The 25,498-nt window shown below is 74.3% G+C and carries 18 protein-coding genes, 2 tRNA genes and 1 pseudogene; 9 read left to right on the top strand and 12 right to left on the bottom strand.

The window, feature by feature from the left end; translation table 11 throughout:
• Positions 1 to 55: 55 nt before the first annotated feature.
• Entirely contained in the window at positions 56 to 652 is a 597-nt protein-coding gene (locus IF01_RS46860; RefSeq protein WP_051742556.1) for a DedA family protein, read from the bottom strand.
• A gap of 615 nt (positions 653 to 1,267) precedes the next feature.
• Here IF01_RS46860 and IF01_RS0116485 point away from each other — a divergent pair.
• Positions 1,268 to 2,383: an LLM class flavin-dependent oxidoreductase gene (locus tag IF01_RS0116485; protein ID WP_030394180.1), complete on the top strand. Its 1,116-nt coding sequence runs from the start codon at positions 1,268 to 1,270 to the stop codon at positions 2,381 to 2,383.
• A gap of 6 nt (positions 2,384 to 2,389) precedes the next feature.
• On the opposite strand, the gene IF01_RS0116480 is transcribed toward IF01_RS0116485, so the two are convergent.
• Positions 2,390 to 4,609 (bottom strand): putative bifunctional diguanylate cyclase/phosphodiesterase, encoded by a 2,220-nt coding sequence (locus IF01_RS0116480; protein WP_094745572.1) that lies wholly within the window; start codon positions 4,607 to 4,609, stop codon positions 2,390 to 2,392.
• A 390-nt stretch (positions 4,610 to 4,999) separates the two neighbouring features.
• Positions 5,000 to 5,428 (bottom strand): OsmC family protein, encoded by a 429-nt coding sequence (locus tag IF01_RS0116475; protein ID WP_030394178.1) that lies wholly within the window; start codon positions 5,426 to 5,428, stop codon positions 5,000 to 5,002.
• Positions 5,429 to 5,760: 332 nt separating this feature from the next.
• Here IF01_RS0116475 and IF01_RS0116470 point away from each other — a divergent pair, with 332 nt between their 5' ends.
• Both IF01_RS0116470 and lepB read left to right on the top strand, forming a co-directional pair.
• Positions 5,761 to 6,123, top strand: a complete 363-nt coding sequence (locus tag IF01_RS0116470; RefSeq protein WP_030394177.1) for a chorismate mutase — start codon at positions 5,761 to 5,763, stop codon at positions 6,121 to 6,123.
• 194 nt (positions 6,124 to 6,317) lie between these two features.
• A complete protein-coding gene (lepB, locus tag IF01_RS41825) occupies positions 6,318 to 7,130 on the top strand; it encodes a signal peptidase I (RefSeq protein ID WP_051742557.1) in 813 nt (270 codons plus the stop codon).
• Positions 7,131 to 7,212: 82 nt separating this feature from the next.
• Here the strand turns inward: lepB and IF01_RS0116460 are convergent, their stop codons facing one another.
• The 3 genes from IF01_RS0116460 to IF01_RS0116450 all read right to left on the bottom strand — a co-directional run bounded on the left by IF01_RS0116460 (position 7,213) and on the right by IF01_RS0116450 (position 11,228).
• Entirely contained in the window at positions 7,213 to 8,292 is a 1,080-nt protein-coding gene (locus IF01_RS0116460; RefSeq protein WP_078880020.1) for an EamA family transporter, read from the bottom strand.
• A 149-nt stretch (positions 8,293 to 8,441) separates the two neighbouring features.
• Complete coding sequence (locus tag IF01_RS0116455; RefSeq protein WP_051755472.1) at positions 8,442 to 10,889, bottom strand: transglycosylase domain-containing protein; 2,448 nt, start codon at positions 10,887 to 10,889, stop codon at positions 8,442 to 8,444.
• A 265-nt stretch (positions 10,890 to 11,154) separates the two neighbouring features.
• Positions 11,155 to 11,228 (bottom strand) — tRNA-Lys (locus IF01_RS0116450).
• Positions 11,229 to 11,438: 210 nt separating this feature from the next.
• On the opposite strand from IF01_RS0116450, the gene IF01_RS0116445 reads away from it, so the two are divergent.
• Positions 11,439 to 12,263, top strand: coding sequence for a DUF998 domain-containing protein (locus tag IF01_RS0116445; protein ID WP_078880018.1), 825 nt, complete (start codon positions 11,439 to 11,441; stop codon positions 12,261 to 12,263).
• Positions 12,260 to 13,204, top strand: a complete 945-nt coding sequence (locus IF01_RS0116440; protein ID WP_078880017.1) for an alpha/beta fold hydrolase — start codon at positions 12,260 to 12,262, stop codon at positions 13,202 to 13,204. Before IF01_RS0116445 ends, IF01_RS0116440 begins: the two co-directional genes overlap by 4 nt.
• Before the next feature lie 29 nt (positions 13,205 to 13,233).
• Here the strand turns inward: IF01_RS0116440 and IF01_RS0116435 are convergent, their stop codons facing one another.
• The 5 genes from IF01_RS0116435 to IF01_RS0116415 all read right to left on the bottom strand — a co-directional run bounded on the left by IF01_RS0116435 (position 13,234) and on the right by IF01_RS0116415 (position 18,524).
• Positions 13,234 to 13,926, bottom strand: a complete 693-nt coding sequence (locus IF01_RS0116435) for a GOLPH3/VPS74 family protein (protein ID WP_030394171.1) — start codon at positions 13,924 to 13,926, stop codon at positions 13,234 to 13,236.
• A gap of 153 nt (positions 13,927 to 14,079) precedes the next feature.
• Positions 14,080 to 14,153: transfer RNA gene (locus IF01_RS0116430), tRNA-Lys, on the bottom strand.
• A 141-nt stretch (positions 14,154 to 14,294) separates the two neighbouring features.
• Positions 14,295 to 16,442 (bottom strand): dipeptide ABC transporter ATP-binding protein, encoded by a 2,148-nt coding sequence (locus IF01_RS0116425; RefSeq protein ID WP_030394170.1) that lies wholly within the window; start codon positions 16,440 to 16,442, stop codon positions 14,295 to 14,297.
• Positions 16,439 to 17,524 carry an ABC transporter permease gene (locus tag IF01_RS0116420; protein ID WP_244215529.1) on the bottom strand — a complete coding sequence of 362 codons (1,086 nt, stop codon included), beginning with the start codon at positions 17,522 to 17,524 and terminating at the stop codon, positions 16,439 to 16,441. Before IF01_RS0116420 ends, IF01_RS0116425 begins: the two co-directional genes overlap by 4 nt.
• Before the next feature lie 16 nt (positions 17,525 to 17,540).
• Positions 17,541 to 18,524 carry an ABC transporter permease gene (locus tag IF01_RS0116415; protein ID WP_030394168.1) on the bottom strand — a complete coding sequence of 328 codons (984 nt, stop codon included), beginning with the start codon at positions 18,522 to 18,524 and terminating at the stop codon, positions 17,541 to 17,543.
• 392 nt (positions 18,525 to 18,916) lie between these two features.
• Here IF01_RS0116415 and IF01_RS0116410 point away from each other — a divergent pair, with 392 nt between their 5' ends.
• Both IF01_RS0116410 and IF01_RS0116405 read left to right on the top strand, forming a co-directional pair.
• Entirely contained in the window at positions 18,917 to 20,623 is a 1,707-nt protein-coding gene (locus IF01_RS0116410; RefSeq protein WP_030394167.1) for an ABC transporter family substrate-binding protein, read from the top strand.
• Positions 20,624 to 21,116: 493 nt separating this feature from the next.
• Positions 21,117 to 22,322, top strand: coding sequence for a low temperature requirement protein A (locus IF01_RS0116405; RefSeq protein ID WP_030394166.1), 1,206 nt, complete (start codon positions 21,117 to 21,119; stop codon positions 22,320 to 22,322).
• Between the two features lie 233 nt (positions 22,323 to 22,555).
• On the opposite strand, the pseudogene IF01_RS45540 reads toward IF01_RS0116405, so the two are convergent.
• Positions 22,556 to 23,494 (bottom strand): annotated as a pseudogene (locus IF01_RS45540) (LysR family transcriptional regulator); the annotation flags it as partial.
• 331 nt (positions 23,495 to 23,825) lie between these two features.
• Here IF01_RS45540 and snpA (IF01_RS0116395) point away from each other — a divergent pair.
• Together snpA (IF01_RS0116395) and snpA (IF01_RS0116390) are read left to right on the top strand one after the other, a co-directional pair.
• On the top strand, positions 23,826 to 24,473 hold the full coding sequence (gene snpA, locus IF01_RS0116395) for a snapalysin (protein WP_030394164.1): 648 nt from the start codon (positions 23,826 to 23,828) through the stop codon (positions 24,471 to 24,473).
• A gap of 235 nt (positions 24,474 to 24,708) precedes the next feature.
• Positions 24,709 to 25,341 (top strand): snapalysin, encoded by a 633-nt coding sequence (snpA, locus tag IF01_RS0116390; RefSeq protein WP_030394163.1) that lies wholly within the window; start codon positions 24,709 to 24,711, stop codon positions 25,339 to 25,341.
• Positions 25,342 to 25,498: the final 157 nt, after the last annotated feature.

Genomic DNA, 25,498 nt, shown 5'->3' with positions numbered 1-25,498 from the left:
TTCTGTTGCCGTCCTGTGACGCTTCGCCCGATTCGAGGGGCGTGCCGTCGCGGCGTCAGCCGAGCGAGAGCCGGCGGTTGCGGCGCACGATCCGCGCGATGGCGGTGCTCACCGCGGTGGCCGCGGTGCAGGAGACCGCGAGGCTCAGCCAGGCGGTGTCGAACCAGTGGCTGTTGAGCCAGCCCAGGGTCACGATGTACGCCGCCCAGATCATCGCGGCCAGCGCCGACCAGCGCAGGAAGCGGTGGGGGTGCTCGGGGGAGTGGCCGATGGCCAGATCGAGGACGGTCCGCCCGGCCGGGACGAAGCGGGCGACCACGACCATGACGGCCGCCGCCCGGGTGGTGCGCCCGTCCAGCGCCTGCTGGACCCGGGCCACGCTCGCCGCGAGCTTCGGCCGGTGTTCCAGCCGCCGGTTGACCATGGGCGCGCCGCGCCGGGCCAGCTGGAGCAGCAGCAGGTCGCCGAGGAAGGAGGCGGTGGCCACGCCCAGGCCGAGCAGTACGGGCGCGCCGTCTATCTGTGCCGTCTTGAGCACGGCGAGTATGACGAGCGTCCCGCTCGGGATGAAGGGGAGGAAGGCGTCGCCGAGGACGGCGCAGAGCGCCAGGGCGCAGATCCACGAGGATCCGGCCAGTGTCGCGATGTCCATGTACTTCCTCCCTCCAGGCTGCCCGGGGGAGCAGTGGTTGCAAGGGACAACGCTAGCGCCTCGACTTTTCATGCCATGAAGCACCCCGGTTGTGCGGCGGCTCACAGGTGTCGGGGCCCACATGCCCCGACCTGCCCGGCAGGCGGTCGGAGTCGATCGGAGTCGATCGGGCCCGGAATGGCACGAGCCCCCGGGGCGGGGTGCCGCTCCGGGGGCTCGCGGGGATCGGTCGGCGCTGGTCCAGCCCGACGATCTTGCTGGTGAGTGCGGATCCGGTTGGGTGATCCGCCGGGAACCAAGCCTGCCGGACGCCGGAGGCCGCCCGCGAGCCCTCCGGCTGGCGACTTCCCGCGCTGGCGTGAAGTCGCCACGGGTGTTCGTCCGCTGGCTCTGTGTCAACCGGGAGCCGGGTCCCCGGGGAGCCCGGGCGACGGAAGGGACGGGCGTTCGCGAACGGGTCGCCCGGGGCGCGGCCGGGCCCGGGGCGGGGAACAAGGTGGACCGCGGCCGGGGTTGACCACTGTCGGCACCGGCGGCGGCACCGGCCGACCCGGTGGCCGGCACCGGTGCACCGCACCGGCGGACGGAACGACCACGGCCAGGAGGACGGACGGTATGACGACCGAGGACAGGCGGGCGGAGCAGCGGGACGGCGGGAGCGCGGCACCCGCCGCGGACGCGATCCGGGGCACGGCCCGGGGATCGGCGCCCGCCCCGCTGTCGATTCTCGACCTGGCCACCGTCGGGGTCGGCCACACACCCGCGCAGGCGCTCGCCGCGACCACCACCCTCGCCCGCAGCGCCGAGGAATGGGGCTACCACCGCTTCTGGGTGGCCGAGCACCACGGCATGCCCGGTGTCGCCAGCTCCACCCCGGCCGTCCTGCTGGCCCACCTCGGCGCCCACACCACCACCCTGCGGCTGGGCTCGGGCGGCGTGATGCTGCCCAACCACGCCCCGCTGGCGATCGCCGAGCAGTTCGGCCTGCTCGAAGCCCTCCACCCCGGCCGGATCGACCTCGGCCTCGGCCGGGCCCCCGGCACCGACGCCGCCACCGCCCGGGCGCTGCGCCGGGGCCTCGGCGAGGGCGCCGACGACTTCCCCCGCCAGCTCGCGGAGCTGACCCACTTCCTCGACGGCAGCTTCCCGGCCGAGCACGCCTACGCCCGGCTGACCGCCGTCCCGAAGGGCGAGGGACGGCCGCCGGTCTGGCTGCTCGGCTCCTCCGGCTTCAGCGCCCAGCTGGCCGGGCGCCTGGGGCTGCCGTTCGCCTTCGCGCACCACTTCAGCAGCGTCAACACCCTCCCCGCCCTCGACCTCTACCGCTCGGAGTTCCGCCCCTCGGCCGTGCTCGACGAGCCGTACGCGCTGATCGGGGTGGGCGCGGTCGCGGCCGACGACCGGGACGCCGCCCGCCGCCTCGCCCGCTCCGCGGCCCTCGGCATGCTCCGGCTGCGCCGCGGCAACCCGGGCCCGATCCCCACCCCGGAGGAGGCCGAGTCCTACCCGTACAGCCCGATGGAGGCGGACTTCATCGACGAGTGGCTGGGCAATGTCGTGCTGGGCTCGCCGGGAGAGGTGGCCGACGGGCTGGAGGCGCTGCGCAAGCGGACCGGGGTGGAGGAGCTGATGGTGACCTCGCACATCCACGGCCACGAGGCGCGGCTGCGTTCCTACGGGCTGATCGCCGAGGCGTACGGCCTGACCGGGGCCGGCGGTTCGGCCGGCTGACCGGCGTCAGCCCCGGGCCTCGCGGCCGTCCTGTCCCTCGCGGCCCTCACGCCCGTCCTGCCCGTCCCGGCTGTCCCCGCTGTCCTGGCGGTCCCGCCCGTCCCGGTTGTCGCGGAGTATCGCCGCGACGAGCTCCGCCTCGCCGGGGCGGGCGAAGTACCAGCCCTGGGCGGTGTCGCAGCCGGTGAGCCGCAGCCGCTCGGCCTGGGCGGCGCTCTCGATGCCCTCGGCGGTCACGGTCAGACCGAGGGTGTGGGCCAGCTGCACCATCGCGCCGACGATCTGCTCGTCCGCGTCGCTGCGCCGCGCGCCGAACCCGGGCATCTCCGCCCGGGAGCCGGTCGGGGAGGGGTCGCGGAAGCCCTCGATGAAGGTGCCGTCCAGCTTCAGTACGTGCACCGGGAGCCGGGAGAGGTACGCGAGGTTCGAGTAGCCCGTCCCGAAGTCGTCGATCGCGATCCGGACGCCCATGTCGGCGAGCGCCTGGAGCGCCTGGAGCGGGCGTCCGCCGGGGCCGAGCAGCGCGCTCTCGGTGATCTCCAGCTGCAGCAGCCGGGCCGGCAGCCCGGTGCGTTCGAGGGCCTGGGCGACATCGGCGACCACGTCGGAGTCCCAGATCTGGCGGGCGGCCAGATTGACGCTCACGAAGGTCTCGGTCTCGGGGAACTCGGTGAGCCAGCGCCGTGCCTGCCGGCAGGACTCCTCCAGCACCCACTTGCCCAGCGGCACGATCGCCCCGGACTCCTCGGCGAGGGGGATGAAGCGGTCCGGCGAGAGCGTCCCGTAGCGGGGGTGGCGCCATCTGACCAGGGCCTCGGCGCCGTGCACGGCACCGTCGGCGAGGCCGACCAGCGGCTGGTACTCGATGGTGAACTCGCCGCGCTCCAGCGCCGGGCGCAGCGCGGTCGCGAGCAGCTGGCGGGTCAGCTGGTGGGCGCCCCGGTCGGGGTCGTAGAGGGTCCACCGGGCCCGGCCGTCGGCCTTGGACCAGTACAGGGTGGCGTCGGCGTCCTTGACCAGGTCGGTGGGGGTGGTCTCCTGCACGGAGCGCTCGACGACGCCGACACTGGCGGTGACCACCAGGCGGTGGCCGGCCACGTCGAAGGGGCGCTCCAGGGCTTCGAGGATCCGGGTGGCCAGGTCGGTCAGCTGGTCGCTGCCCCGGCTGTCGGTCACCAGGACGGCGAACTCGTCACCGCCCATCCGCGCCACCAGCTGGGTGCCGTGCGCGGTGAAGCCGCGCCGCAGCCGGGTGGCCACGGCGATCAGCAACTGGTCGCCGATGTGGTGGCCGAGCGTCTCGTTGATCGCGGCGAACCCGTCGAGGTCCAGGTAGCAGACGCCGACCCGGGGGCCGTCGCCCTCGTCCTCGGCCCCGGTGGCCGGGTCCGGGGGTGCGGGCGCCGGCGGGGGCGCCGTCGACCGGTCGGCGGTGAGGCAGGCCGCGTCGAGGCGTTCGAAGAAGTACGTCCGGTTGGGCAGGCGGGTCAGTGGGTCGTGCAGGGCCTGGTACTCCAGCCGGTCGCCGAGCCGGCGCTGCTCGGTGATGTCCTCGACCAGGGCGAGTGTGTAGAGCGGCCCGCCCGAGGCGTCCCGGATCAGCGAGACGGTCACCTTGCTCCAGACCGTCCGGCCCTCGCGGTGCTTGAGCTGCTTCTCGACCCGGAGCCGGTCGCGCTCGCCGTGGACGAGGGCCGGGAAGAGCCGGTGCGGCATGCCCTCGGGGTCGAAGATCTCGTGGATGTGGGTCCGCGCCAGTTCGCCGACGGTGCGGCCGGTGAGCGTGGCGAAGGCGGGGTTGACCTCGATGATCCGGTCCTCGGGGTCGATCAGGGCCATGCCGATACCGGCGTCCCAGAAGGCGGCCCGCAGCCGGGCCTCGCTCACCCGCAGGGCGGCCAGCAGCGGGTCCCCGTCCTCGGCGGTGGCCGGTCCCGGCTGTGCGGGCCCGGTGCCGGGGCTGTCGTCCGCCGTCCGGTGGGCGTCGTCGGCGAGCGGCCTCGCACAGGTCGGGCAGAGCAGGGCGCCGCCGGACACGCCGTCCAGGACGGCCTGGGTGGTGCCGACGCCGGTGCCGTTCGTGGTGCCGTTCGTGGTGCCGTTCGTGCTGCCGGGGCCGGTGCCGTTGGTGCTGCCGGCGGGCGGCGGGAGGCGGTGGTGCGCGCGTGCCTCTTCGCGCCGTACGCCGGGGTGGTGAGCGTCGGCCCCCTCGTTCTGGCCCGGCACGGCATGCTCCCGTCCGCTGCTGACGCTTGACGCTGGTCCGGCCGGTCACCCGACTGCGGCGGCCGGCTCCGCACCCTGCCGGGGCTCCTGGGGCGGCGGCGCGGCGGAACGCTCGGGACGGAGCGGGCCGGGCCGAAGCCCGCCTGAGGAACCGTGAGGAACAGGGTGCTGCGGCCGATCATAGGACGCGACGGCAACGCGCGGTGACCGCCGCCAGGGTGATTCGTCGGCTTTGGGGTCAAGTGCGGCGATACATGCGGACGCCCCCGGTACACATCACATGATGTGCACCGGGGGCGCGTGCTCCGGCAGTGCGCCCTCGGGCCCCGGCGGAGCGCCAACGCGCGCCCCATCGGGCCCGAGGAGCAGGAGGAGCGGAGGACCGGACGGTCAGCCGGCCAGGTTGGCCGTGAGGGTGATGGTGGTGCCCGTCAGCGCCTGGCTCACCGGGCAGTTCGCCTTGGCGTCCTGGGCGGCGGCCACGAAACCGGCCTCGTCCAGCCCGGGCACCTCACCGGTCACGGTGAGGTGGATGCCGGTGATGCCGGTGCCCGGCTGGAAGGTGACATCGGCCTGGGTGTCGAGCTTGGTGGGCGGGGTGCCCGCGCCCGCCAGGCCGTGCGAGAGCGCCATCGAGAAGCAGGCGGAGTGCGCGGCCGCGATGAGCTCCTCCGGGCTGGTCAGCCCGTTCGGCGTCTCGGCGCGGGCCGGCCAGGACACCGGGAACTCGCCGATGCCGGACGACGCGAACGTCACCTGGCCCTTGCCGTCGAGCAGGTTGCCTTCCCAAGCGGTGCGCGCGGTGCGAGTGGTTGCCACGATCGGTACCTCCGTCGAATGAGGAACTGCTGGTTCGTCACGTCCGGTCCTGCCGCGCCCCAGCCTACGTGCAGGTCCGGGGCCTGCCACAAGTAGCGCCCCGGTCTCACGAGTCCGAAAATCCCTCGGCCGCCCCGGTGGGCGCGGCCTCCGGCGGGCGGGCCCGGGCAGCTCGGAGCGCCGTCCGGCGGTCGGTCCGTGTGCCGTCCATATCGTGGACCGATCGGCCAAATGGTGCGGGCCGACGTCGGGCGCCCTGTTAGATTTGCCCGGGCCCGGGCCCGGCCGCCGGACGGCCGGGCGCAAGACGAGAGAGCCGCGGAGCCTGCCCGATGACGGACCACCCCACGACCCCCGATGCCGGACTGCCCGAGGGGGTCGACGACGCCGTGCGGGCCGAGCTGACCAGCCTGCGCGAGAGCATCGACAACATCGACGCCGCGGTGGTCCACATGCTGGCCGAGCGCTTCAAGGCGACCCAGCGGGTCGGCCGGCTCAAGGCCGAGCACAAGCTCCCCCCGGCCGATCCGGCCCGTGAGCGCGCCCAGATCAAGCGCCTGCGCGAGCTGGCCGCCGGCGCGCACCTGGACCCGGTGTTCGCCGAGAAGTTCCTCAACTTCATCATCGCCGAGGTCATCCGCCACCACGAGGCCATCGCGAGCGACACCGTGACCGGCGGGAACGACGCCGTCTGACGGCCGACCCGGCCCGCGCCGCCGCCCGGGCCGACGGTGCCGCCCGTCGCCGCGGGCCGGTGCCGCCGTCACCGCCGGCCCGGGCGGACGGCGGGCCCGGGGATGTCGGACATGGGTAAAAGCCCGATTTCGCCTGGATCCCCGATTGGCGTAGCGTGCGGGTTCCCCCGCAGCCGGAGAGTGGAGCAGCGACGATGGCGGTGAACCTGCCGGACACGCACGGCGGCGACGCCGGGGCCGGTGCCGCCGCCCCCGGTGCCCCGGTCGGGGGCCGGGCCGAGGCCCGGCGGGCACGGCGGGCCGCCGAGGGCCGCCGGAGCAGGCCGTCGAAGAACGGTTCGCCGAAGAACGGCCGCCCGGGGCGCCGGCCGCGGCCGTGGTGGATCGAGATCCCGGCCATGGCGGCGGTGGGCCTGGTGGTCGCGCTGCTGATCAAGACCTGTCTGTTCCAGGTGTTCACCATCCCCTCCGGTTCGATGGAGAACACCCTGCGGATCGGCGACCGGGTCGGCGTCAACAAGCTCGCCCCGCTGACCGGCTGGAAGCCCGAGCCGGGCCAGCCCGTGGTGTTCAAGGACCCGGGGGGCTGGCTGCCGCCGCAGGCGACCGACGGGAACCCGCTGACCGACGCGCTGGGCTCGGCGCTCTCCTTCGTCGGCCTGGTGCCGCCGAAGGACGACAACTACCTGGTCAAGCGGGTGATCGCGACGGGCGGGCAGACCGTGCAGTGCGCGGGCACCACGCTGACCGTCGACGGCGCCAAGGTCGACGAGCCCTACCTCCACCCCGGGGACGACTCCTGCGCCGGTCTGGACTTCGGCCCGGTGACGGTGCCGCAGGGCCATGTCTGGGTCGAGGGCGACCACCGCAGCGACTCCGCCGACTCCCGGTACCACCAGCGGGGCCCGGGCGGGGGCGCGGTGCCGGTGGACAACGTGGTCGGTCCGGTGTCGGCCGTGGTGTGGCCGCTCGGCCATCTCGACTGGTTCGGCTGGGTCGGCCGCTGATCCGGCCGGGGCCGGGGCCGGGACCGGCCCCGGCCCTGCCCCGACCCCGGCCTTGCGGCCGGGCGCCGGTGGCTCCTCCCGGCTACCGCTCCTTCTCCAGGGCCTCGCCCGCCTCGGCCCCGGCCGCCCGTGCCAGCCGCTCGCCGAGCGCGGTCGCGCCCGCCGGGACCGCCGCGCGGCCCGCGTCCTCCACGTCCCTGCCGGTCGTCCCCGCCGTTCCCGTGATCTCCACGGCGACGGGCTTGCTCGCCTGCGCCGCGAAGGCGCCGGCCAGTACCAGCAGACCGCCGGTCACCTGCGGCAGGCCGAGGTGCTCGCCGAGCAGGACCCAGGCCAGCACGGTCGCCACGACCGCCTCCAGATTGGCCACCACACCGGCGACCGGCGGCGACAGGTGGCGGACGGCGACGACGCCGGTCAGATAGGCGAGCACGGTCGCGATCAGGACCATCCAGGCGGCCGGCAGCAGTGCGGGCAGGGTGTGCCCGTTCATCACCACGTCCCCGCCGAGCTTGCTCCAGTCCGCCTGCCAGGGGCGGGTGAAGGCGGTGAGCACGACCGAGCCGATCAGCAGGCCGTACGCGCTGACGGCGATCGGGTCGACGGGGCGGTCGCCCCGGCTCCCGGCGTCGGCGAGCACGAAGTAGCCGACCTGGCAGCAGGCCGCGCCCAGGGCGAACAGCACGCCGAGCAGGTCGAAGCTCAGCCCGTTCCACACCTCGACCACGCAGGCGAGTCCGGCGACCGCGACGCCGGCGCCGATCGCCGCGCCCCGGCTGATCGGCCGGCGCTGGACGAACCGGACGTAGCCGATGAGCAGCGGCGGGCCGAGGTACTCGATCAGGAGGGCGACGCCGACCGGGATCCGCGAGATGGCCGCGAAGTAGCAGGCCTGCACGCCCGCGACGGCCAGCAGGCCGAAGCCGATCAGCAGGCCGGGCCGCCGCAGCACGGCATCGCGGTGGCGGTAGGCCAGCGGCAGCAGGACGACGGCGGCGCCGGTCACCCGCAGCCAGACCACGTGCAGGGGCGACAGCCCGGCCTCGATCAGTGGTTTGGCCGCGGTGCCGGAGCCGCCGAAGGCGATCGCGGAGACGAGGGCGAGGGTGAGACCGAGGGTCCGGCCCGAGGGGCGGCCGAGCGGGGGCTTCGAGCTGTGCACCGACGAATTGTGACAGTAGGACCGCAATTCGGTAAGGGGTCATTTCGTTATTCGGTCCTGCACATCACCCGGGGGTGAGCCCCCGCCACCGACCGCAGCGCCGGTCGGCAGCTACCGACCGGCGCCGCGGCCGCAGCCACTGGCCGCAGTTACTGGCCGGATCCGGTCCCGGTGCCCGCGTCCGCCCCGGTGCCGCCGCCGGACCCGGTGCCCGTGCCGCCGGTGCCGCCGGTCGGCTGCGGTGCCGTGGTCGGCCCGGTGGTCGGGGCGGTGGTGGGTGCCGGGGTCCTGGTCGGCCGGCTGGTCGGCTGCGGCGTCGTCGGCTGGGTCGGGGTGCTGGTCGCCCCGCCGGTGCCGCCGGTCGGCTGCGGTGCGGTGGTCGGCCCGCCGGACGGGGTGGCGGTGGGCTCCGGACCGGCGCCCGGTCCGCCCGAGCCGCCCGTCCCGCCGGAGCCGCCCGTCCCGCCCTGGCCGGCCGGCGGCGAGGGCTGGCCGGAGGGCGTCGCCGACCCGTCCGGGGTGGCCGGCGCGGAGCTCGCGCCGCCCGAGGGGCTGGGCGAGGCGCCGGCCCCGGAGGAGCCCCAGCCGCCACGCCCCGAGTCGTCGGCGCCCGCGGGCGCGGGGAAGTCGGAGACCGGCTGGCCCTTGAGCGCCGCCTTCATGTAGGCGGTCCAGATCTGCGCGGGGTACTGGCCGCCCGCCGCGCCGTCGAGTCCGCCGGTGCCGTTCAGGCTGACCTGGGCCCCGGTGCCGGGGTCCTGGCCGAACAGCGCGACCGAGGTGACCAGCTCCGGGGTGTACCCGACGAACCACACCGACCGGTGCTCGTCGGTGGTGCCGGTCTTGCCCGCGGCCGGGCGGCCCAGCGCCTTGGCCCGCCAGCCGGTGCCGCCCTGGTCGGCCACCACGCCCTGGAGCATCGAGGTGACCTGGCGCGCGGTCTGCTCGCTCACCGCCTGGGTGGTCTTGTGGGCGGGCAGCGCGACCGCCTCGCCCTCGCGGTCCACCGACTGCACCAGCCACGGGGTGATCTGCTTGCCGCCGTTGTCCAGCGTGGCGTACACACCTGCCATGTCGAGCACGCTGGGGGTGGAGGTGCCCAGCGGGATCGACGGCACCGCGTTCAGGTCGGGGGTGTTGCTGGGCAGGCCGAGCGCGATCGCGGTGTCCCGCACCTTGGCCAGCCCGGTGTCCTGGGCGAGCTGGGCGAAGGCCGAGTTCACCGACCAGTCGGTGGCCTGCTGGAGGGTGATCTGGCCGTAGCTCTTGTCGCCCTCGTTCGGCGGTGCGTACGCGGTGCCCTTCCCGCCGCGGACCTTGCGCTCGCTGGTGCCGTCGTAGACGGTGCGCGGGGTGACGGCCTGGCCGGTCTGGGTCTTGGCGTTGTTCTCCAGGGCCGCCGCCAGTGCGATCGCCTTGAAGGTCGAGCCCGACTGGTAGTCCCGCCGGGTCGCGTTGTCGATGTAGTGCTTGGTGTAGTCGACCCCGCCGTACAGGGCGACCACGGCGCCGGTCTTCGGGTCCACCGAGGCGGCACCGGCCTGGACGGCGGCGTCCTTCTTCCGCTTGTCCGGGTTGAGGGTGTCGTGCAGCTGGGCCTGGACGGAGTCCTCCAGGGCCTGCTGGCGGGTCGGGTCGACGGTGAGCTTGATCGTGTAGCCGCCCTTGGCCAGCTCCGACTCGCCGATGACCTGGTTGGTGGTGAGGTACTCGGTCGCGGCGTTGACCAGGTAGCCGGCCTGGCCGGACAGTCCGAGCTGCGCCTGCGGGTCCTTGACCTCGGGGAAGGCGGTGGCGGCCCGCTCCTCGGCGGACAGCCAGCCCTCCTTCACCATGCCGTCGAGCACGTAGTTCCAGCGGTTGACCGCGTTCTGCTTGCCCGCCGGGGTGGCGGTGGCGACGTCGTAGGCGCTGGGGGCGTTCAGCAGGGTGGCCAGGTAGGCGCCCTGGGCGGCGTCGAGCTGCGCGGCGTCGATGCCGAAGTACTGCTGGGCGGCGGCCTGGACGCCGTACGCGCCGCGCCCGTAGTACGAGGTGTTGAGGTAGCTGGAGAGGATCTCGTCCTTGGTCTCGGTGGCGTCCACCTTGATCGCTATGAAGAGTTCCTTCACCTTGCGGGTGACCGACTGCTGCTGGTTCAGGTAGGTGTTCTTCACGTACTGCTGCGTGATGGTGGAGCCGCCCTGGGTGCCCTCGCCCTTGGCGGTGTTGACGGCGGCGCGGACCATGCCGGCCACGTTGACGGCGCCCTCGTGGTAGAAGTTGCGGTCCTCGGCGGCCAGGGTCGCGTGCTGCGCGGCGGGGGAGACCTTGTCCAGCGGGACGTTCTGGCGGTTGGTCTGGCCGGTCCGGGCGAGCACCGAGCCGTCCTGGTAGAGCCAGGTGTTGCTCTGGGTGGTCGCGGCCGCGTGCGCGTCCGGGACCTTCACCAGGGCGATGCCGAGGGCGAACAGGCCGACCCCGAGCAGCACCGAGGCCACCAGGCCCACCAGGGTCAATCGCCAGGTCGGTATCAGCCGGCGCCAGCCGGTGCGCCTGGGCCGTCGGACCTTGGTCTTCCGGATGCGCGGCGCGCCGCTCGGGGCGTTACGGGACAAAGCGGCGGCCTTTCCTGCGGGCGAACGACGGGGAGGGTGCACGGGCGGGCGGCGGCACGTACGGCCGGGCCGGCCCGCGCGGACAGGACCGTCGGCGGTCGGGGGCCTTTGCCCCTTTTCCGGTGTACAGCCCAGAACGCGCCGAAGGTACCGGTTGGCTCCACCACGGCGGGAAGCGAGACCGACATCACACACAAATCGGGCGTCAATGGGCAGCGAAAAGCCGGAGAGCCCCTCGTGTGTACGAGAGGCTCCCCGGTGTCGGTGCGCCGCCAGGGACTCGAACCCCGGACCCGCTGATTAAGAGTCAGCTGCTCTAACCAACTGAGCTAGCGGCGCCTGCTGACGGGGAAAACAATACACGCTTCCGAAGGGTGCCTCGAACCACCCGGACGTCACCGGGGGCAGCCTGTCCGTTTCCGCCCGGTTGGGGTGCCGTTTGTCGACGGTTAGGGTGGTTTTGTGCCCAGCTCCCACCCCGGTCGCCGGAACGCTCGGCGCACCCCCGCCCCGATCTCCGCACCCGCGTCCGCTCCGGTGTCAGCCCCGGTGTCCGTTCCGGCCCGGCCGGAGGCCGCCGCCAGGGCCGTCGCCGCCCTGCTGCTGCTCAGCGCGGTGGCCTACACCGCGTGGGTCCTGGAGGTGGTGCTCAGCACCGGGCTCGACCCGGTCCAGGCCTACATCAGCGAGCTCGCCGCCGAGGACCAGCCGCTGGGCGGCCTCTTCCGGGCCACCGACCTGGTCGCCGGACTCGCCGTGCTGGCGGCCGCCCTGCTCGCGCTGTCCGCCTTCCACTTCCGCCGCCCGGCACCCCCGGAGGCCGGGGGGAGCCCGGTCCGGCGGGCCTGGGCGGCGGGCGGCTGGGCCGCGCTCGCCCTGTTCGGCGCGGCCACCGCCGCCGACTCCCGGCTGCCGCTGAGCTGCGCGCCCACCAGCGACGAGATGTGCGCCGCCCGCGAGACAGCCGGCCTCGTCCCCGCCACCCACACCGCGCACGCCGTGACCAGCAGCCTGGCCGTGCTCGGCGCGCTCGGCGGGCTGACCGCGCTCACCGTCGCCGCCCGCCGCTACCACCGGTGGCCGCCGGTGGCCCGGTACGGGCCGTGGCTGCTGGGCGCCGAGCTGCTCGCCACCGGCTGGAGCCTGGGCGCGATCGCCGCCTTCGAGGCGGGCCGCGGCACCTGGGCGCTGGGCGCCGGCCAGCGGCTCCAGGTGCTGCTCGTCGCCCTCTGGCTCGCGCTGCTCGCGGCGGCCGTCGGCCGGACGGGCGGCCGGGACTGCGTCGGACCGCGGGGGACGCTCGTCGACGGCACGGTCCGGGACGCCCCGGCCGCCGCCGCGCCGTCCCGGACCGAACGGCGGGATCCGGTATGACCGGCGATCGCGGCCCGGCCGCGAACGGCGGGGCCGAAGGCTCCGAGGACCCGCCCGCCTCCCGCTCCGGCCCGGCGCCGGCCGCCTTCGTCCGGATCGACGGCGTCCCGCTGCACGTCCGGGTCGAGGGCCGGGGGCCGGTGTGCCTGCTCACCGGCGGGCTCGGCAGCAGCTGGTTCGACTGGGACCTGGTGGTCCCCTTCCTCACCCCGTACCGCACCGTCGTCCGCTACGACCGGCCCGGCTACGGCCTCAGCGCCCCCGAACCGGCCGACCGGCCCGTCCCGACCGCCGCCGGGGAGGCGGCCCGGATCCGGGCCGTCCTCGACGCGCTCGGCCTGCCCGGACGCTGCACGCTGGCCGGGCACTCGCTGGCCGGCTTCCACGTCGAGGCGTTCGCCCGGCTGTACCCCGAGCGGACGGCCGGGCTGGTCCTGCTGGACGGCAGCGTCGAACCGGACCCCCGGCCGCGCCCGGCGCCCCGTCTGCGGGACCTCGCGGCGCGCGCCACCGCGGCCGCCGCCACCGCCGTCGCCGTGCCCTACCTGCTCGGGCCCGCCGTGCGCCGGACGGTCGCCCGCGCCACCACGGTGCGGCACGAGGACCTCGCCCCGGCGCCGCTGGTCCGGCACTGCTACCGCACCGGACGCTCGCTGCGGGCACTGCTCCGGGAGAACACCCACTACCTGGACATGGCCGCCGAGCTGGCCGCGCTGCGCGGCACCGCCCCGCTGCCGGCGGGCCTGCCGGTGACCGTGCTCGCCGCCGACGACGGTCTGAGCGGCCCCCGGACCGAGGAGTGGCTGGCCGCCCAGCAGGGGCTCGCCGAACTCCTCGGCGCGGAGTACCGGCGCACCGCCCCGGCCGGGCACCTGCTCATGTTCGACCGGCCGGACGCGGTGGCCTCGGCGGTCCTGGACACCTCCCGCGGGCCGGGCTGAACCCCGCCGGGCCGGGCCGCCGGGGCGGCTCAGCCGCCGCTGGCGTTGTCCGCCCCGACCACCCGGCGCAGGGCCCGGGCTATCGGCTGCTCCCGGGCGACCGCCCGGAAGGACTTCCGCAGCTCGGAGTGGACCCGGCCGGGGAAGAGCCGGCGGTCCAGCTGCGCGGCCCAGAGCAGTCCGGCCAGGTGCAGGTCCCGCTGGGCCGAGGGGGAGGCGCCGCGCGGACCGGAAGCGCCCCGCAGGGTGGCGGCGATCCGCTCGGCGATCTCGGCGCCGACGGTGGCGCGTACCGGCAGCCAGGCGCGGTACGGCACCAGCAGGAGGAACCGGCGGTGTTCGAGGGTCAGGTGCCCGCTCGCCACCAGCCGTTCCCGGAAGATCCGCACCGCCGGCCCCCGCGGCACCCGCCGCAGGGCCGCGTCCAGCCCGGGCCGGCGCCACTCCGGGGCCCGCCCCAGTCGGTCGAGCACCTCGGCGGTGACCTCGTCGCGCGCCCCGTCCGGGCGGAATCCGGTGATCCGCCGGTCCTGGACCTTGATGCCGCCGGTCAGCAGCAGCTCGGCGAGCACGGCGGCCGCGATCGCCCGCTGGAAGCCGTTCCGGGAGACCCGCAGGGTGCCGCTGTCCGGGTCGGTGAAGAGCAGGACCAGCTCCTCCGCGAGCGAGAGCGGGAGGCGGTCGGAGGCGGCGTACGGATCGGGCGGACCGAGGGGAGTCACGGCGACAGCACCTCCGGTGCGAGGACGGACACCCACGCTATCCGCCGACCCGCCGCCGTTTCCGGGACTTCCGGGGAACGGGAGGGAACGATCGGGAGTGTGCGGGAACGCCGAAGGCCCCCTCGCTGCTGCGAGGGGGCCTTCGGCCGTCTGTGCGCCGCCAGGGACTCGAACCCCGGACCCGCTGATTAAGAGTCAGCTGCTCTAACCAACTGAGCTAGCGGCGCCTGCTGACCTGGAAGACATTACACGCAATCGGGCCGATCCGCCGAATCGCGACAGGACGGTCACCCACCGTGTTCGCGGGGCGGTGGGTGACCGGCGGTCCGGCGAGAAGGATCTCGAAGGCCCCGGCGGCGGACGCCCCGTCACCCCTCCGGGAAGTGGCAGGCGGCCCGGTGGTCGGGCTCCGGCGCACCCGCGGCGGCCGGCCCCGCGGTGGTGAGCGGCGGCGCCTCCGTCTCGCACCGGCCGCGTGACCCCTCGTCGAGTCCCGCGTACACCGGGCAGCGGGCGCGGAACGGGCAGCCGGTGTGCCGGACGGTGGGGGAGGGCGGGTCGCCGGCCAGCAGGATCCGGGTCCGGCTCCGTTCGGCGGCCGGGTCCGGCAGCGGGACGGCCGAGAGCAGCGCCCGGGTGTAGGGGTGCCGCGGGCGGTCGAAGACGGCGGACACCTCGCCCTGTTCGACCGTCCGCCCCAGGTACATCACGCTCACCCGGTCGGCGAGGTGCCGGATCACCGAGAGGTCGTGCGAGACGAAGAGATAGGAGAGGCCCAGCTCCGCCTTGAGGGACTGGAGCAGGTTGAGCACCCCGGCCTGGATCGAGACGTCCAGCGCGGAGACCGGCTCGTCCAGGACCAGCAGCCGGGGCCGGACGGCCAGCGCGCGGGCGATCGAGATCCGCTGGCGCTGCCCGCCGGAGAACTGGTGCGGGTAGCGGACGGCGTGGGCCGGGTCGAGGCCGACCTGACGGAGCAGTTCGGGCACCCGGCGGGCGATCTCCTCCTTCGCGGCCCGCTGGGCGCGCAGCGGTTCGGCGACGATGTCGCCGACCGGCATCCGGGGGTCCAGGCTGGCCATCGGGTCCTGGAAGACGATCTGCAGATCGGACCGCATCCGGTGGGCCTCGGCGCGGGAGAGCGCGGCGGTGTCCCGGCCGAGCAGCTCGATCCGCCCGGACTCGGGGGCGGCCAGGCGCAGCAGCTCGAACAGGGTGGTGGACTTGCCGGAGCCGGACTCGCCGACCAGGCCGAGGGTCTCGCCCTCCCGGATCGACAGCTCGACGCCGTCCACCGCGTGGACCGAGCCGATCCGGCGCTTGAACACGGTGCCCTTGAGCAGCGGGAAGGTCTTGGTGAGCCCCTCGACCTCCAGGACCGGCGGGCGCTGCTCCCGGGGGACGGGTGCGGCGGCGGACGCGGCCGGGACCTCGGGCACGGGGTAGACCTCGGTGGGCGCGGGCCGCCGTTCGGCCAGCTCACCGGCCCGGACGCAGGCCGCGAGGTGGGCGGTCGCGCCGTCGGCCCCCGTGCCGGGGTCCGAGCCCGACGTCCCGTCGCCGGTCAGCGGCGGCTCGGCCGTGCGGCAGCGGTCCTCGACCAGTGGGCAGCGGGCGGCGAACGGGCAGCCCGGCGGCAGTTCGGCCATCGGCGCGGGCGTGCCGGGTATCGGCACCAGCGGTCCGCGGTTCCCGTCCAGCCGGGGGACGGCCCCGACCAGGCCCAGCGTGTACGGGTGGCGCGGCGCGGCGAACAGCTCGTCCACGCCCGCCGTTTCGACCACCCGGCCCGCGTACATCACCGCGACCCGGTCGGCCATCCCGGCGATCACCCCGAGGTCGTGGCTGACCAGGACGAGCGCGGCGCCGGTCTCGCGGCGGGCGGTGCGCAGCACGTCGAGCACCTGCGCCTGGATGGTGACGTCCAGGGCGGTGGTGGGTTCGTCGGCGAGCAGCACGTCGGGGTCGTTGGCGACGGCCATGGCGATCATGGCGCGCTGCCGCATGCCGCCGGAGAACTCGTGCGGGAAGCTGTCGAGGGCGCGGTCGGGGGCCGGGATGCCGACCAGGTCGAGCAGTTCGGCGGCCCGCTTGCGGGCGGCGGCGCGGTCGAGGCCGGGCCGGTGGATCCGCAGCGCCTCGACGAGCTGGTCGCCGATCCGGTAGACGGGGGTGAAGGCGGAGAGCGGGTCCTGGAACACCATGGCGATCCGGCGGCCGCGGACGGCGGCCAGTTCGCGTCCGGGCAGGCCGATCAGCTCGCGGTCGTCCAGCCGGACCGAGCCCCGGACCCGGGCGGTGCCGGGCAGCAGGCCGAGCACGGCCAGCGCGGTGACGGACTTCCCGGAGCCGGACTCGCCGACGATGCCGAGGGTCTCGCCCCGGTGCAGGGTGAGGTCGACGCCGCGCACGGCGGGGACGGGGTCGGCGCCGCGCGGGCCGGTGAACTCGACCCGCAGGTCGCGGACGCGCAGCAGCGGGGTCCCGGTGGCGGTGGTCGTGGCGGTGGTGGTCACGCGCTGGTCCTCTTCGTCGTGGCACTGGCACTGGCACTGGCACTGGCACTGGCACTGGCACTGGCACTGGCACCGGCACTGGCACCGGCGCTGGCACCGGCGCTGGCACCGGCACCGGCACGGGTGCGGGACCGCCGGGACCGCCGGGGCCGCCGGGCGCCCTCGGAGGTGGGGTCGAGCGCGTCCCGCAGCCCGTCGCCGATCAGGTTGACCGCCAGGACGAAGAGCACCAGCAGCCCGGCGGCGAAGTAGAACAGCCAGGGGAAGACCGGGGCCTCGCTGGTGCCGGCGGCGAGCAGGGTCCCGAGCGAGACGTCCGGCGCCTTGACGCCGAAGCCGAAGTAGGAGAGCGCGGTCTCGCTCATCACGGCGCCGCCGACCGCGATCGTGGCGTCGATGATGAGGAAGGAGGCGACGTTCGGCAGGATGTGCCGGGAGATGATCCGCAGCGGACGGACGCCCATGAACTGCGCGGCGCGCACGAACTCCCGCTCCCGCAGCGAGATGGTCATCGAGCGGACCACCCGGGCGGTGATCATCCAGTTGAACAGGGCGAGCAGCAGCACGAAGGCGAGCCAGCCGGCGCCCTTCAGCCGGGGCGAGACGATCGTGATGACCAGGAAGCTGGGGAAGACCAGCATGAGGTCGACCAGGAACATCAGCAGCCGGTCGGTCCAGCCGCCGAAGTAGCCGGCGCAGGCGCCGACCAGGGAGGCCAGCACGGTCGAGAAGAGCGCCACCAGCAGGCCGATGACCAGCGACTTCTGCAGGCCGCGGACCGTCTGCGCGAAGACGTCCTGGCCGACCCCGTTGGTGCCGAACCAGTGGGTGCCCGAGGGCGGTTGGCGCAGCGCGCCGTAGTCGGGGGTGGCGTAGTCCCAGGGCGTGAGGAACCCGCCGCCGAAGGCGAGCAGGAACAGCAGCAGGACGATCACCGCGCCGACCACCGCCCAGCGGGCGGCGAGCAGCCGGGCGAGGACGATCCGCCCCCGGCCGGTCGGCCCGGGAACGGCGGGAGCGGCGGGGGAACCGGGTCCGGCGGGCTCGGCGGGGCCGGCGGACTCCGCGATGACGGCGGTCAAGAGGGCTCTCCTCGGTTCAGGACCGCACGCGCGGGTCGAGGGCGGCGTGCAGGGTGTCGGCGAGGAAGCCGGAGGCGAGCACCACGACCGCCGCGAACAGGTTGACCGCGACGACCGCGTTGACGTCCTGCTCGTTGACGGACTGGATGAACCATTCGCCCATGCCGTGCCAGCCGAAGATGGTCTCGGTGAACGCGGCGCCGGTGAAGATGCCGAGGAAGCTGTACGCGAACATCGTCGACATCGGGATCACCGCCGTCCGCAGCCCGTGCTTGACCAGGGCGCGGCCCCGGGTGAGGCCCTTGGCCTCGGCGGTGCGCAGGTAGTCGGCGCCGAGCACGTCGAGCATGGTGCCGCGCTGGTAGCGGCTGTAGGTGGCGAGGCCGCCGAGCGCCAGCGAGAGGGTCGGCAGCAGCAGGTGCAGCGCCCAGTCGGCGAGGTGGGCGCCGAGTCCGCCGCTGAGGCCGGGGGTCTCGTACCCGGTGAACGGGACGACCTCGTGGCCGACGGCGTCCTTGGCGGCGATGGCGCCGTTCTTGAGGAAGAGGGCGACCAGGAACACCGGGGTGGAGAGCAGGACGAAGGAGAGCACGGTGAGCAGCCGGTCGGAGATCCGGTACTGGCGCACGGCGCTCCACGCCCCGGCGGCGACACCGAGCACCATGCCGAGCAGGCTGCCGATCAGCAGCAGCCGCAGCGAGACCCAGACCCGGCGGCGGAAGTCGTCCATCACCGGGGTGTCGTGGATGGTGCGGCCGAGGTCGCCGTGCAGCAGCAGGTCACCCGCCCAGTGCCCGAACCGTTCGACGACCGGGGTGCGGTCGTTGAGGTTGAGGTCGGTGAGCTGGCGCTCGACCGAGGCGGCGGCCGGGCGCGGCACCTTCGCCTCGAAGTAGACGCGCGGCTGCAGTGCGGCGCCGGCCAGCGCGTACGCCAGGAAGACGGCGGCGACCAGCAGGACGGCGTAGTAGGCGAACCGCTTGGTCAGGTAACGGAGCATCAGCGGCCGCCCTGGGTGGGGGCGGGGCCGACGCGTCTGGTGGGCATCGGAGGGTGGCCTTCGGGTCGAGGGTGGGGGAGCGGGGCGCCGTGGCGCGGATGCGGGTGCGGCGTACCGGGGGCGGGTGGGTCGAGGGTGGTCCCGGCCGCCTTCTTGACCGTGGTCAGGAAAGCGCGCAGGTCAGAGTCTGGCACCGGCGCACGGCCGCGGTATTGCGGTCGTGTTGCGCCCCGTTTCGTTTGGATCAGGTGTCCACCACGCCCCCTGGTACTCGTCCTGATCGGCTGTTACGTTCGGTCCCCGGCACCGACTTGGCTGCCCACGCTCAAGCCTCGCCACACCTCGCGACGCTCATCTCTCACCACTCGCCGGACCTCACGGGGGGAACCCTCATGCACGCTTCCGCCACGCCTGCGCGCCGACTCGGCCGCGCCGCCGTCCTCGCTCTCGCCGTCGCCCTCGCGGCCACCGCGTGCAGCTCCGGCGGTGGTGGCTCGGCGGACACGGCGGTGAAGAGCGCGGCGCCGGGGCAGGGTTCCATCGACATCAACGCCAAGACGGTGGACCAGATCCGCGACGGCGGCGAGGTCCGCTTCCCGCTCTACCAGTGGATCACCCAGTGGAACCCGTTCCAGGTGGACGGCCGGTACGGCGACGCGGTCGAGATCATGCGCACCGTCGAGCCGGACCTCTTCACCACCGACGAGACCGGCACCTTCAAGGCGAACGCCGACTACCTGGTGGACGCCAAGGTCACCTCGACCTCGCCGCAGGTGGTCACCTACAAGCTGAACCCGAAGGCCAAGTGGTCGGACGGCAAGCCGCTGAGCTACCTCGACTTCAAGGCCGACTGGGAGGCCAGCAACGGCAAGAAGGACGGCTACAACATCGCCGACTCGGCCGGCTACGAGCTGATCTCCGCCGTCGAGCAGGGCGCCGACCCGGCCGAGGTCAAGGTGACCTTCTCCGAGACGTACGCGGACTGGCAGAACCTCTTCCGCCCGCTGATCCCGGCCGCCGGGATCGCCACCGCCGACGACTTCAACAAGGGCTGGGTGGAGAAGGTCCCGATCACCGCGGGCGCGCTGAAGATCGGCACGGCCGACAAGACCGCGCAGACCCTGACCCTGGTCCCGGACCCGAACTGGTGGGGTGCCAAGCCCAAGGCGGAGCGGATCGTCTTCCGGGTGATGTCGCAGTCCGCGACCACCCAGGCCTTCCTCAACAACGAGATCGACTACGCCACGGCCGGCACCGCCACCGCCTACGGGCAGCTCAAGGACGCCAAGGACGCGGTGATCCGCTCGGCCAGCCCCTGGGACGAGGTGCACATCTCCTTCGGCGGCGGCGGCGCGCTGGCGGACCAGAAGGTGCGGCAGGCGCTCGGGAAGGCGCTGGACCGCAACGCGCTCATCAAGATCGCCAACAACGGTGTGCCGGTGGAGTTCAAGCCGCTCGGCAACCACATCTTCATGCCCAACCAGGCCGGCTACCAGGACAACTCCGGCGAGTGGGCGAAGTTCGACGTGCCCGCGGCGAAGAAGCTGCTGGACGAGGCGGGCTGGAAGGAGGCCGGCAGCGGCCAGCCGCGCACCAAGGACGGCCAGTCGCTGACCCTGCACTGGGTGCTCAACGAGTCCACCCCGCAGGCCCAGGTCGACCTCGCCACCGCCGCCCAGGCGATGTGGCTGCAGGCCGGGGTCAAGGTGGAGGTCGACAAGGTCGCGGCCAACGACTTCTTCACCAAGTACGTCAACCCCGGCAAGTGGGACATCGCCAGCTGGCGCAACACCGACTCGTTCCCGCTCTCCAGCAGCCTCACCAACTTCCGGCTGCCGCAGGGCGACAACGTGTTCGGCAACTTCTCCAAGCTGGGCACCGAGGAGATCGACGGACTGCTGAAGAAGGCGGCCGGCACGATCGACCCGGTGGAGGCCGCGAAGCTCTACAACCAGGCGGACGCCAAGATCTGGGAGCTCGGCCACACCTTCGAGCTGTACCAGCGGCCGACCGTGGTGGCGGCCCGCAAGGGGCTCGCCAACTACGGTGCCTTCGGTCTGGCGAGCACGGACTACACCAAGGTCGGCTGGGAGAAGTAGCCGCCGGGGGCGGGGCCGTTGCCGGAGGCACGGCCGCAGCGGGGGCGGGCGCGCGGCGGAGGCCGGCGAGCGCACGGCAGGCGCTGGCGAGCAGCGCGGTGATCACGAGGCCGGTGGTACGGACACGGGGGTACCGGCGCTGCCGCCCCCGCTGTCCTGCCACCCGCCTTGACCTTCCGCGATGCCCGCAGGCCGCCCGTGTCGTGGGGTCCGTCCCCGGACCCCGCTCGCTTCGAACCGGGACGAATCTAGCGGGGCGGTCCGGCCCTCGCGCCCTACCGCGCGGGGCGCGCCCGGAAACCCGCCGTGCTGTCACCCGGTTCGCGCACCGAGGCGTCAACTCTCGCTGACGACAGGGCAAATCGGGCCGTTGCGGGGCAATCGGAGCGCTCCGCCGACCGCGCCGGAGCGGGCGACGGTGCGTGCGCGGGGCTGCGCGCGCTGCCAGGATGCGGCGGGTCAGCCCGCCCGTCCGCAGTCCGGAGAACCGTCGATGAGCAGCGAGTCCGCCGCAGTCCCCCCAACACACCACGCCGGCCCGCACCACGCCGACCCGCGCCCGGTGCGCCGGATGGTCCCGCGCGGCCGGGAGGAGCCGCACCGGGTCGCCACCCCGCTGGAACTCTTCTTCGACCTCTGCTTCGTGGTCGCCGTCGGCCAGGCCGGCCGGGAGCTGGCCCACGACCTCGCCGAGGGCCACTGGGGCGACGGGCTGAGCGGGTACTTCTTCGCCTTCTTCGCCATCTGGTGGGCCTGGATGAACTTCACCTGGTTCGCCTCCGCCTACGACTGCGACGACGTGCCGTACCGGGTCACCACCCTGGTCCAGATCGCCGGTGTGCTCATCCTCGCGGCCGGGGTGCCGCGGCTCTTCGCGGACCAGGACATCGTGCTGTCGGTGGTCGGCTACGTGGTGATGCGGCTGGCCATGGTCACCCAGTGGCTGCGCGCGGCGGCCGCCGAGGAGGGGCCGGCGCGCGGTGTGGCGCTGCGCTACGCCGCCGGGATCACCCTCTGCCAGATCGGCTGGGCCGTGGTGCTGGTGCTCCCGCACGACGTCCGGGCGGTGGTCATCCCGATCGGGATCCTGGCCGAGCTGTCCGTGCCGGTGGTCGCCGAACTGCGGATGCAGACCTCCTGGCACCCGCACCACATCGCCGAGCGGTACGGCCTGTTCACGCTGATCGTGCTCGGTGAGACGGTGGCGGCGGCGACCGTCGCGGTGCAGTCCGCGGTGGACGAGCACGAGGGGCTGACCCGGCTGCTGCCGGTCGCGGCCGGCGGTCTGCTGATCTGCTTCTCGGCCTGGTGGATCTACTTCGCCCGGCCGGTGCACGACCATCTGCGCTCCAACCGGCAGGCCTTCCTCTGGGGGTACGGCCACTACCTGGTCTTCGGCGCGGCGGCGGCGATCGGCTCCGGGCTGGAGGTGGCGGTCGAATCGGCCGTGCACAAGGCGCACGTGTCCGAGACGGCCGCCACCGCGACGGTGACCGTGCCGACCGCGCTCTACCTCGTCACCGTGTGGGCGCTGCACTCCCGGCACGTCAAGACCGGCGCGGCTCAGGCGCTGCTGCCGGGCGCCTCGGTGGCGGTGCTCGCCTGTACGGCGGCGGGCGGCTCCGGGGTCCTGGTGGCGGGCCTGGTGACGGCGCTGACGGTGGCGGTCGGGGTGGCGCTGCACGCCAGGGAGCGCTGAGCGAGCGCGGCGGGGCCGGCCGGGGCGGTGGAGCCGTTCGACCGGTTCGCGGCGGTGGGCCTGCTCCCGCTGCCCGCCCCGGCGGCGGCGGTGACTGGGCCCGCCCCGGTGGCGGCGGTGACTGGGCCCGCCCCGGTGGCGAGGCCCGCTCCGGTGGCGAGGCCCGCCGCGACCGGTGCGTCCGCGCGCGGCGGGTCGGCCGTCGAGGGCCCCAGCAGGCCGTGCAGGACCTCGCCGTGCCCGGACAGCCAGGCCCGGTACGCGGGACTGGCCTGGGCGAGGTCCAGATAGGCCGCCCGCAGCTCCTCGTACAGCGCCTCGCGGGCCGGCCGGCCGAGGGCGCGCGGCCGCCAGACCAGGAGCAGCCGCACGGTCAGCGGGTCGCCCTGCAGCCGCCGGACGACGGTGCCCGGTCCGGGCAGTGAGGTCGGCTGGCAGGGGCGGACCGCCTCGCCGGAGGCGACCAGCTCGGCGGCGGTGGCGTTGTCCCGGACCTGGACCACGCGCGGATTGAGCCCGGCGGCGCGGAAAACCCGGCGCATGGCGGCGTACTCGTGGTCGGCGGTCGGGTCCACCATCCAGGTGTCCTCGGCGAGTTCGGCCAGCCGGACCACCTGCCGCGCGGCCGCCGGATGGCCCGAGGTGAGCGCGACGAACTGCGGCTCGCGGGCGAGCAGCACCCGGTGCTCGGCGTCCGGCGGCAGCCGCACCGGGAAGCCCTCGCTCTCGTGCACGAAGGCGACGTCCAGCTGGTCGGCGGCGATCATCCGGAGCAGGGCGTTGGCGGAGATGTCGATCTGGATCGTGGTGTCGGTCTCCGGCAGCCGCTCGTGCACCCGGCGCAGCCACGCGGCCACCGCCCGGCTGCCGACGCTGCCGATGCGCAGCCGGCGGGCCCGCTCGCCGCCGGCGGCCTCCCTGGCCTCCTGGCGCGCGGCGGCGACCAGCGCGGCCATCTCGGCGATCACCGGTCTGGCTCTGGACAGCACGGAGTGGCCGAGCGCGGTCGGCCGGCTGCCGGTCTGCTCCCGGGTGAACAGCGTTCCGCCGACAGCCCGTTCGATGCGGTGCAGCTGGGTGGTGAGCGACGGCTGGGTCATCCCGAGCTGCAGCGCGGCCTTGCGGAGGCTTCCGGTGTCGGCGATCGCGCACAGCACCCGCAGGTGTCTCACGTCGAGCTCCACACAGGGGAGCGTAACGGCCAAAACGGGATGACGCCAGGGACATGACAGGCTGTCGGGTCGGCAGGGGCACGGGCGCCGGACCGCACGGGCGGATCCCGGACGACCCCCGGACGACCCCTGGGCGACACCCGGCCGACTCCCGGGCCGATCTCCCGGACCGATCCCCGGCGGGTGCGGGTGATTGGTTCGGGCTATCGCCGGTTGACATCATCCGCCGGGCCGCCGGCCTGGCCGAAGCTCTGTGGGCAGCAAGCATTCATCCGATGCCCGCGGTCCGGCCCCCACCGTCCGCGGCGCACTCGCGAATCGGAGCCCCCACATGAACCGCGTGCCGCGAACGCTTTCCCTCGCGCTCGGAATCGCCCTCGCCCTCGGAACGGCCGCCCTGCCCGCCGCCGCCACCGCCGCCCCGGTGACCGCCCCCGGTCCGGCCGCCGCCCACGGGTACACCCCGGGCGCCGCCGCGAAGAGCGCCGGCAAGGCGGACGACCGGGCCTTCTACGAGGCCGTCATGAAGTCCGCGCGGGCCAAGCAGGCCGCCACCCCGTACCTGCGGGCCGTCGTGGTCACCTACGACGCGAGCAACGCGCCCTCCTTCGCGGCGGAGATAGCCCGCAGCGCGCAGATCTGGAACGGCTCGGTCGCCAACGTCCGGCTGCAGGAAGGCTCCGGCGCCGACTTCGCCTACTACGAGGGCGACGACCCGGACAACGGCTCCTACGCGAGCACCGACGGCCACGGCCAGGGCTACATCTTCCTCGACTACACCCAGAACCAGCAGTACTCCTCGGTGCGGGTGACCGCCCACGAGACCGGCCACGTGCTGGGCCTGCCGGACCACTACTCGGGCCCGTGCAGCGAGCTGATGTCCGGTGGCGGCCCCGGCCCGTCCTGCACCAACGCGTACCCGAACAGCGCCGAGCGCAGCCGGGTCAACTCCCTCTGGCGCAACGGCCTGGCGGGCTGACGCCGGTCTTCCGGCCCGCTGACCTGCTGACCTGTTTCCTCTCCGGCCTTCCGGCCCGGCGGCCTGCCGACCTGCCGGTCCACCCTTCGCGGCCCGCCCGTCCGGCGGGCGGCCCCCCGACGCGCGCCGCCCGGCCGCCCCTCCGGCCGGTCCGGCGCGCCCGCACCACCGCAGCACCGAAGCACCCCCACCCGCAGTAACCCCCATCCCTCGGTCCTTGAACGGGAGCCCCCACATGAACCGTGTCTCGCGCACGTTTTCCGCCGCCGTCGGACTGGCGCTCGCCGCCGGTCTGGCCGTCCTGCCGACCACCACCGCCGCCGCCGCGCCGACCCAGGGCTACACCGCCTCGGGCTCCGCCTACGCCGGCTCGCCCACCGAGGACGCCAACAACAAGGCGTTCTACGAGGCCGTCATGAAGTCCGCGCGGGCCAAGCAGGCCGCCAACCCGTTCCTGCTCGCCGTCACCGTGACCTACGACGCCAGCAGCGCGCCCACCTTCCGCAACCAGATAGCCCAGAGCGCGCAGATCTGGAACAGCTCGGTCACCAACGTGCAGCTGCGTTCCGGCTCGGCCGCCGACTTCCGCTACTACGAGGGCAACGACTCGCGCGGCTCCTACGCGAGCACCGACGGCCACGGCAGCGGCTACGTCTTCCTCGACTACGCGCAGAACCGCCAGTACAGCTCGCTGCGCGTCGTCGCGCACGAGACCGGCCACGTGCTCGGCCTGCCGGACCACTACTCGGGCCCGTGCAGCGAGCTGATGTCCGGTGGCGGCCCCGGCACCTCCTGCACCAACCCGAACCCGAACAGCGCCGAGCGCAGCCGGGTCAACACCCTGTGGCGGAACGGCCTGGCCGGCTGATCCTCCTCCCGCACCGCAGTGGACGGCCCGGTCGCCGGAACCCCGGCGACCGGGCCGCCCCGCGTGCGTTCCCGCCCCGGGAATGTCCTGGAGGCGCACCTGAGCAGGGCCGGCGGTGGGCGCCCCACCGTGCCACCGCCGCGCCCGCTCGCGCCGC

The organism is Kitasatospora purpeofusca, from assembly GCF_000718025.1.
GTDB classification, from domain to species: Bacteria; Actinomycetota; Actinomycetes; order Streptomycetales; family Streptomycetaceae; genus Kitasatospora; species Kitasatospora purpeofusca.
This window is presented reverse-complemented; position numbering and strand designations above follow the sequence as displayed.

Bases quoted from the DNA above. Each gene is read 5' to 3' on its own strand.
- IF01_RS46860 (WP_051742556.1), bottom strand. From the start codon at position 652: ATGGACATCGCGACACTGGCCGGATCCTCGTGGATCTGCGCCCTGGCG.
- IF01_RS0116485 (WP_030394180.1), top strand. From the start codon at position 1,268: ATGACGACCGAGGACAGGCGGGCGGAGCAGCGGGACGGCGGGAGCGCG.
- IF01_RS0116470 (WP_030394177.1), top strand. From the start codon at position 5,761: ATGACGGACCACCCCACGACCCCCGATGCCGGACTGCCCGAGGGGGTC.
- lepB (WP_051742557.1), top strand. From the start codon at position 6,318: ATGGCGGTGAACCTGCCGGACACGCACGGCGGCGACGCCGGGGCCGGT.
- IF01_RS0116440 (WP_078880017.1), top strand. From the start codon at position 12,260: ATGACCGGCGATCGCGGCCCGGCCGCGAACGGCGGGGCCGAAGGCTCC.
- IF01_RS0116415 (WP_030394168.1), bottom strand. From the start codon at position 18,524: ATGCTCCGTTACCTGACCAAGCGGTTCGCCTACTACGCCGTCCTGCTG.
- IF01_RS0116410 (WP_030394167.1), top strand. From the start codon at position 18,917: ATGCACGCTTCCGCCACGCCTGCGCGCCGACTCGGCCGCGCCGCCGTC.
- IF01_RS0116405 (WP_030394166.1), top strand. From the start codon at position 21,117: ATGAGCAGCGAGTCCGCCGCAGTCCCCCCAACACACCACGCCGGCCCG.
- snpA (WP_030394164.1), top strand. From the start codon at position 23,826: ATGAACCGCGTGCCGCGAACGCTTTCCCTCGCGCTCGGAATCGCCCTC.
- snpA (WP_030394163.1), top strand. From the start codon at position 24,709: ATGAACCGTGTCTCGCGCACGTTTTCCGCCGCCGTCGGACTGGCGCTC.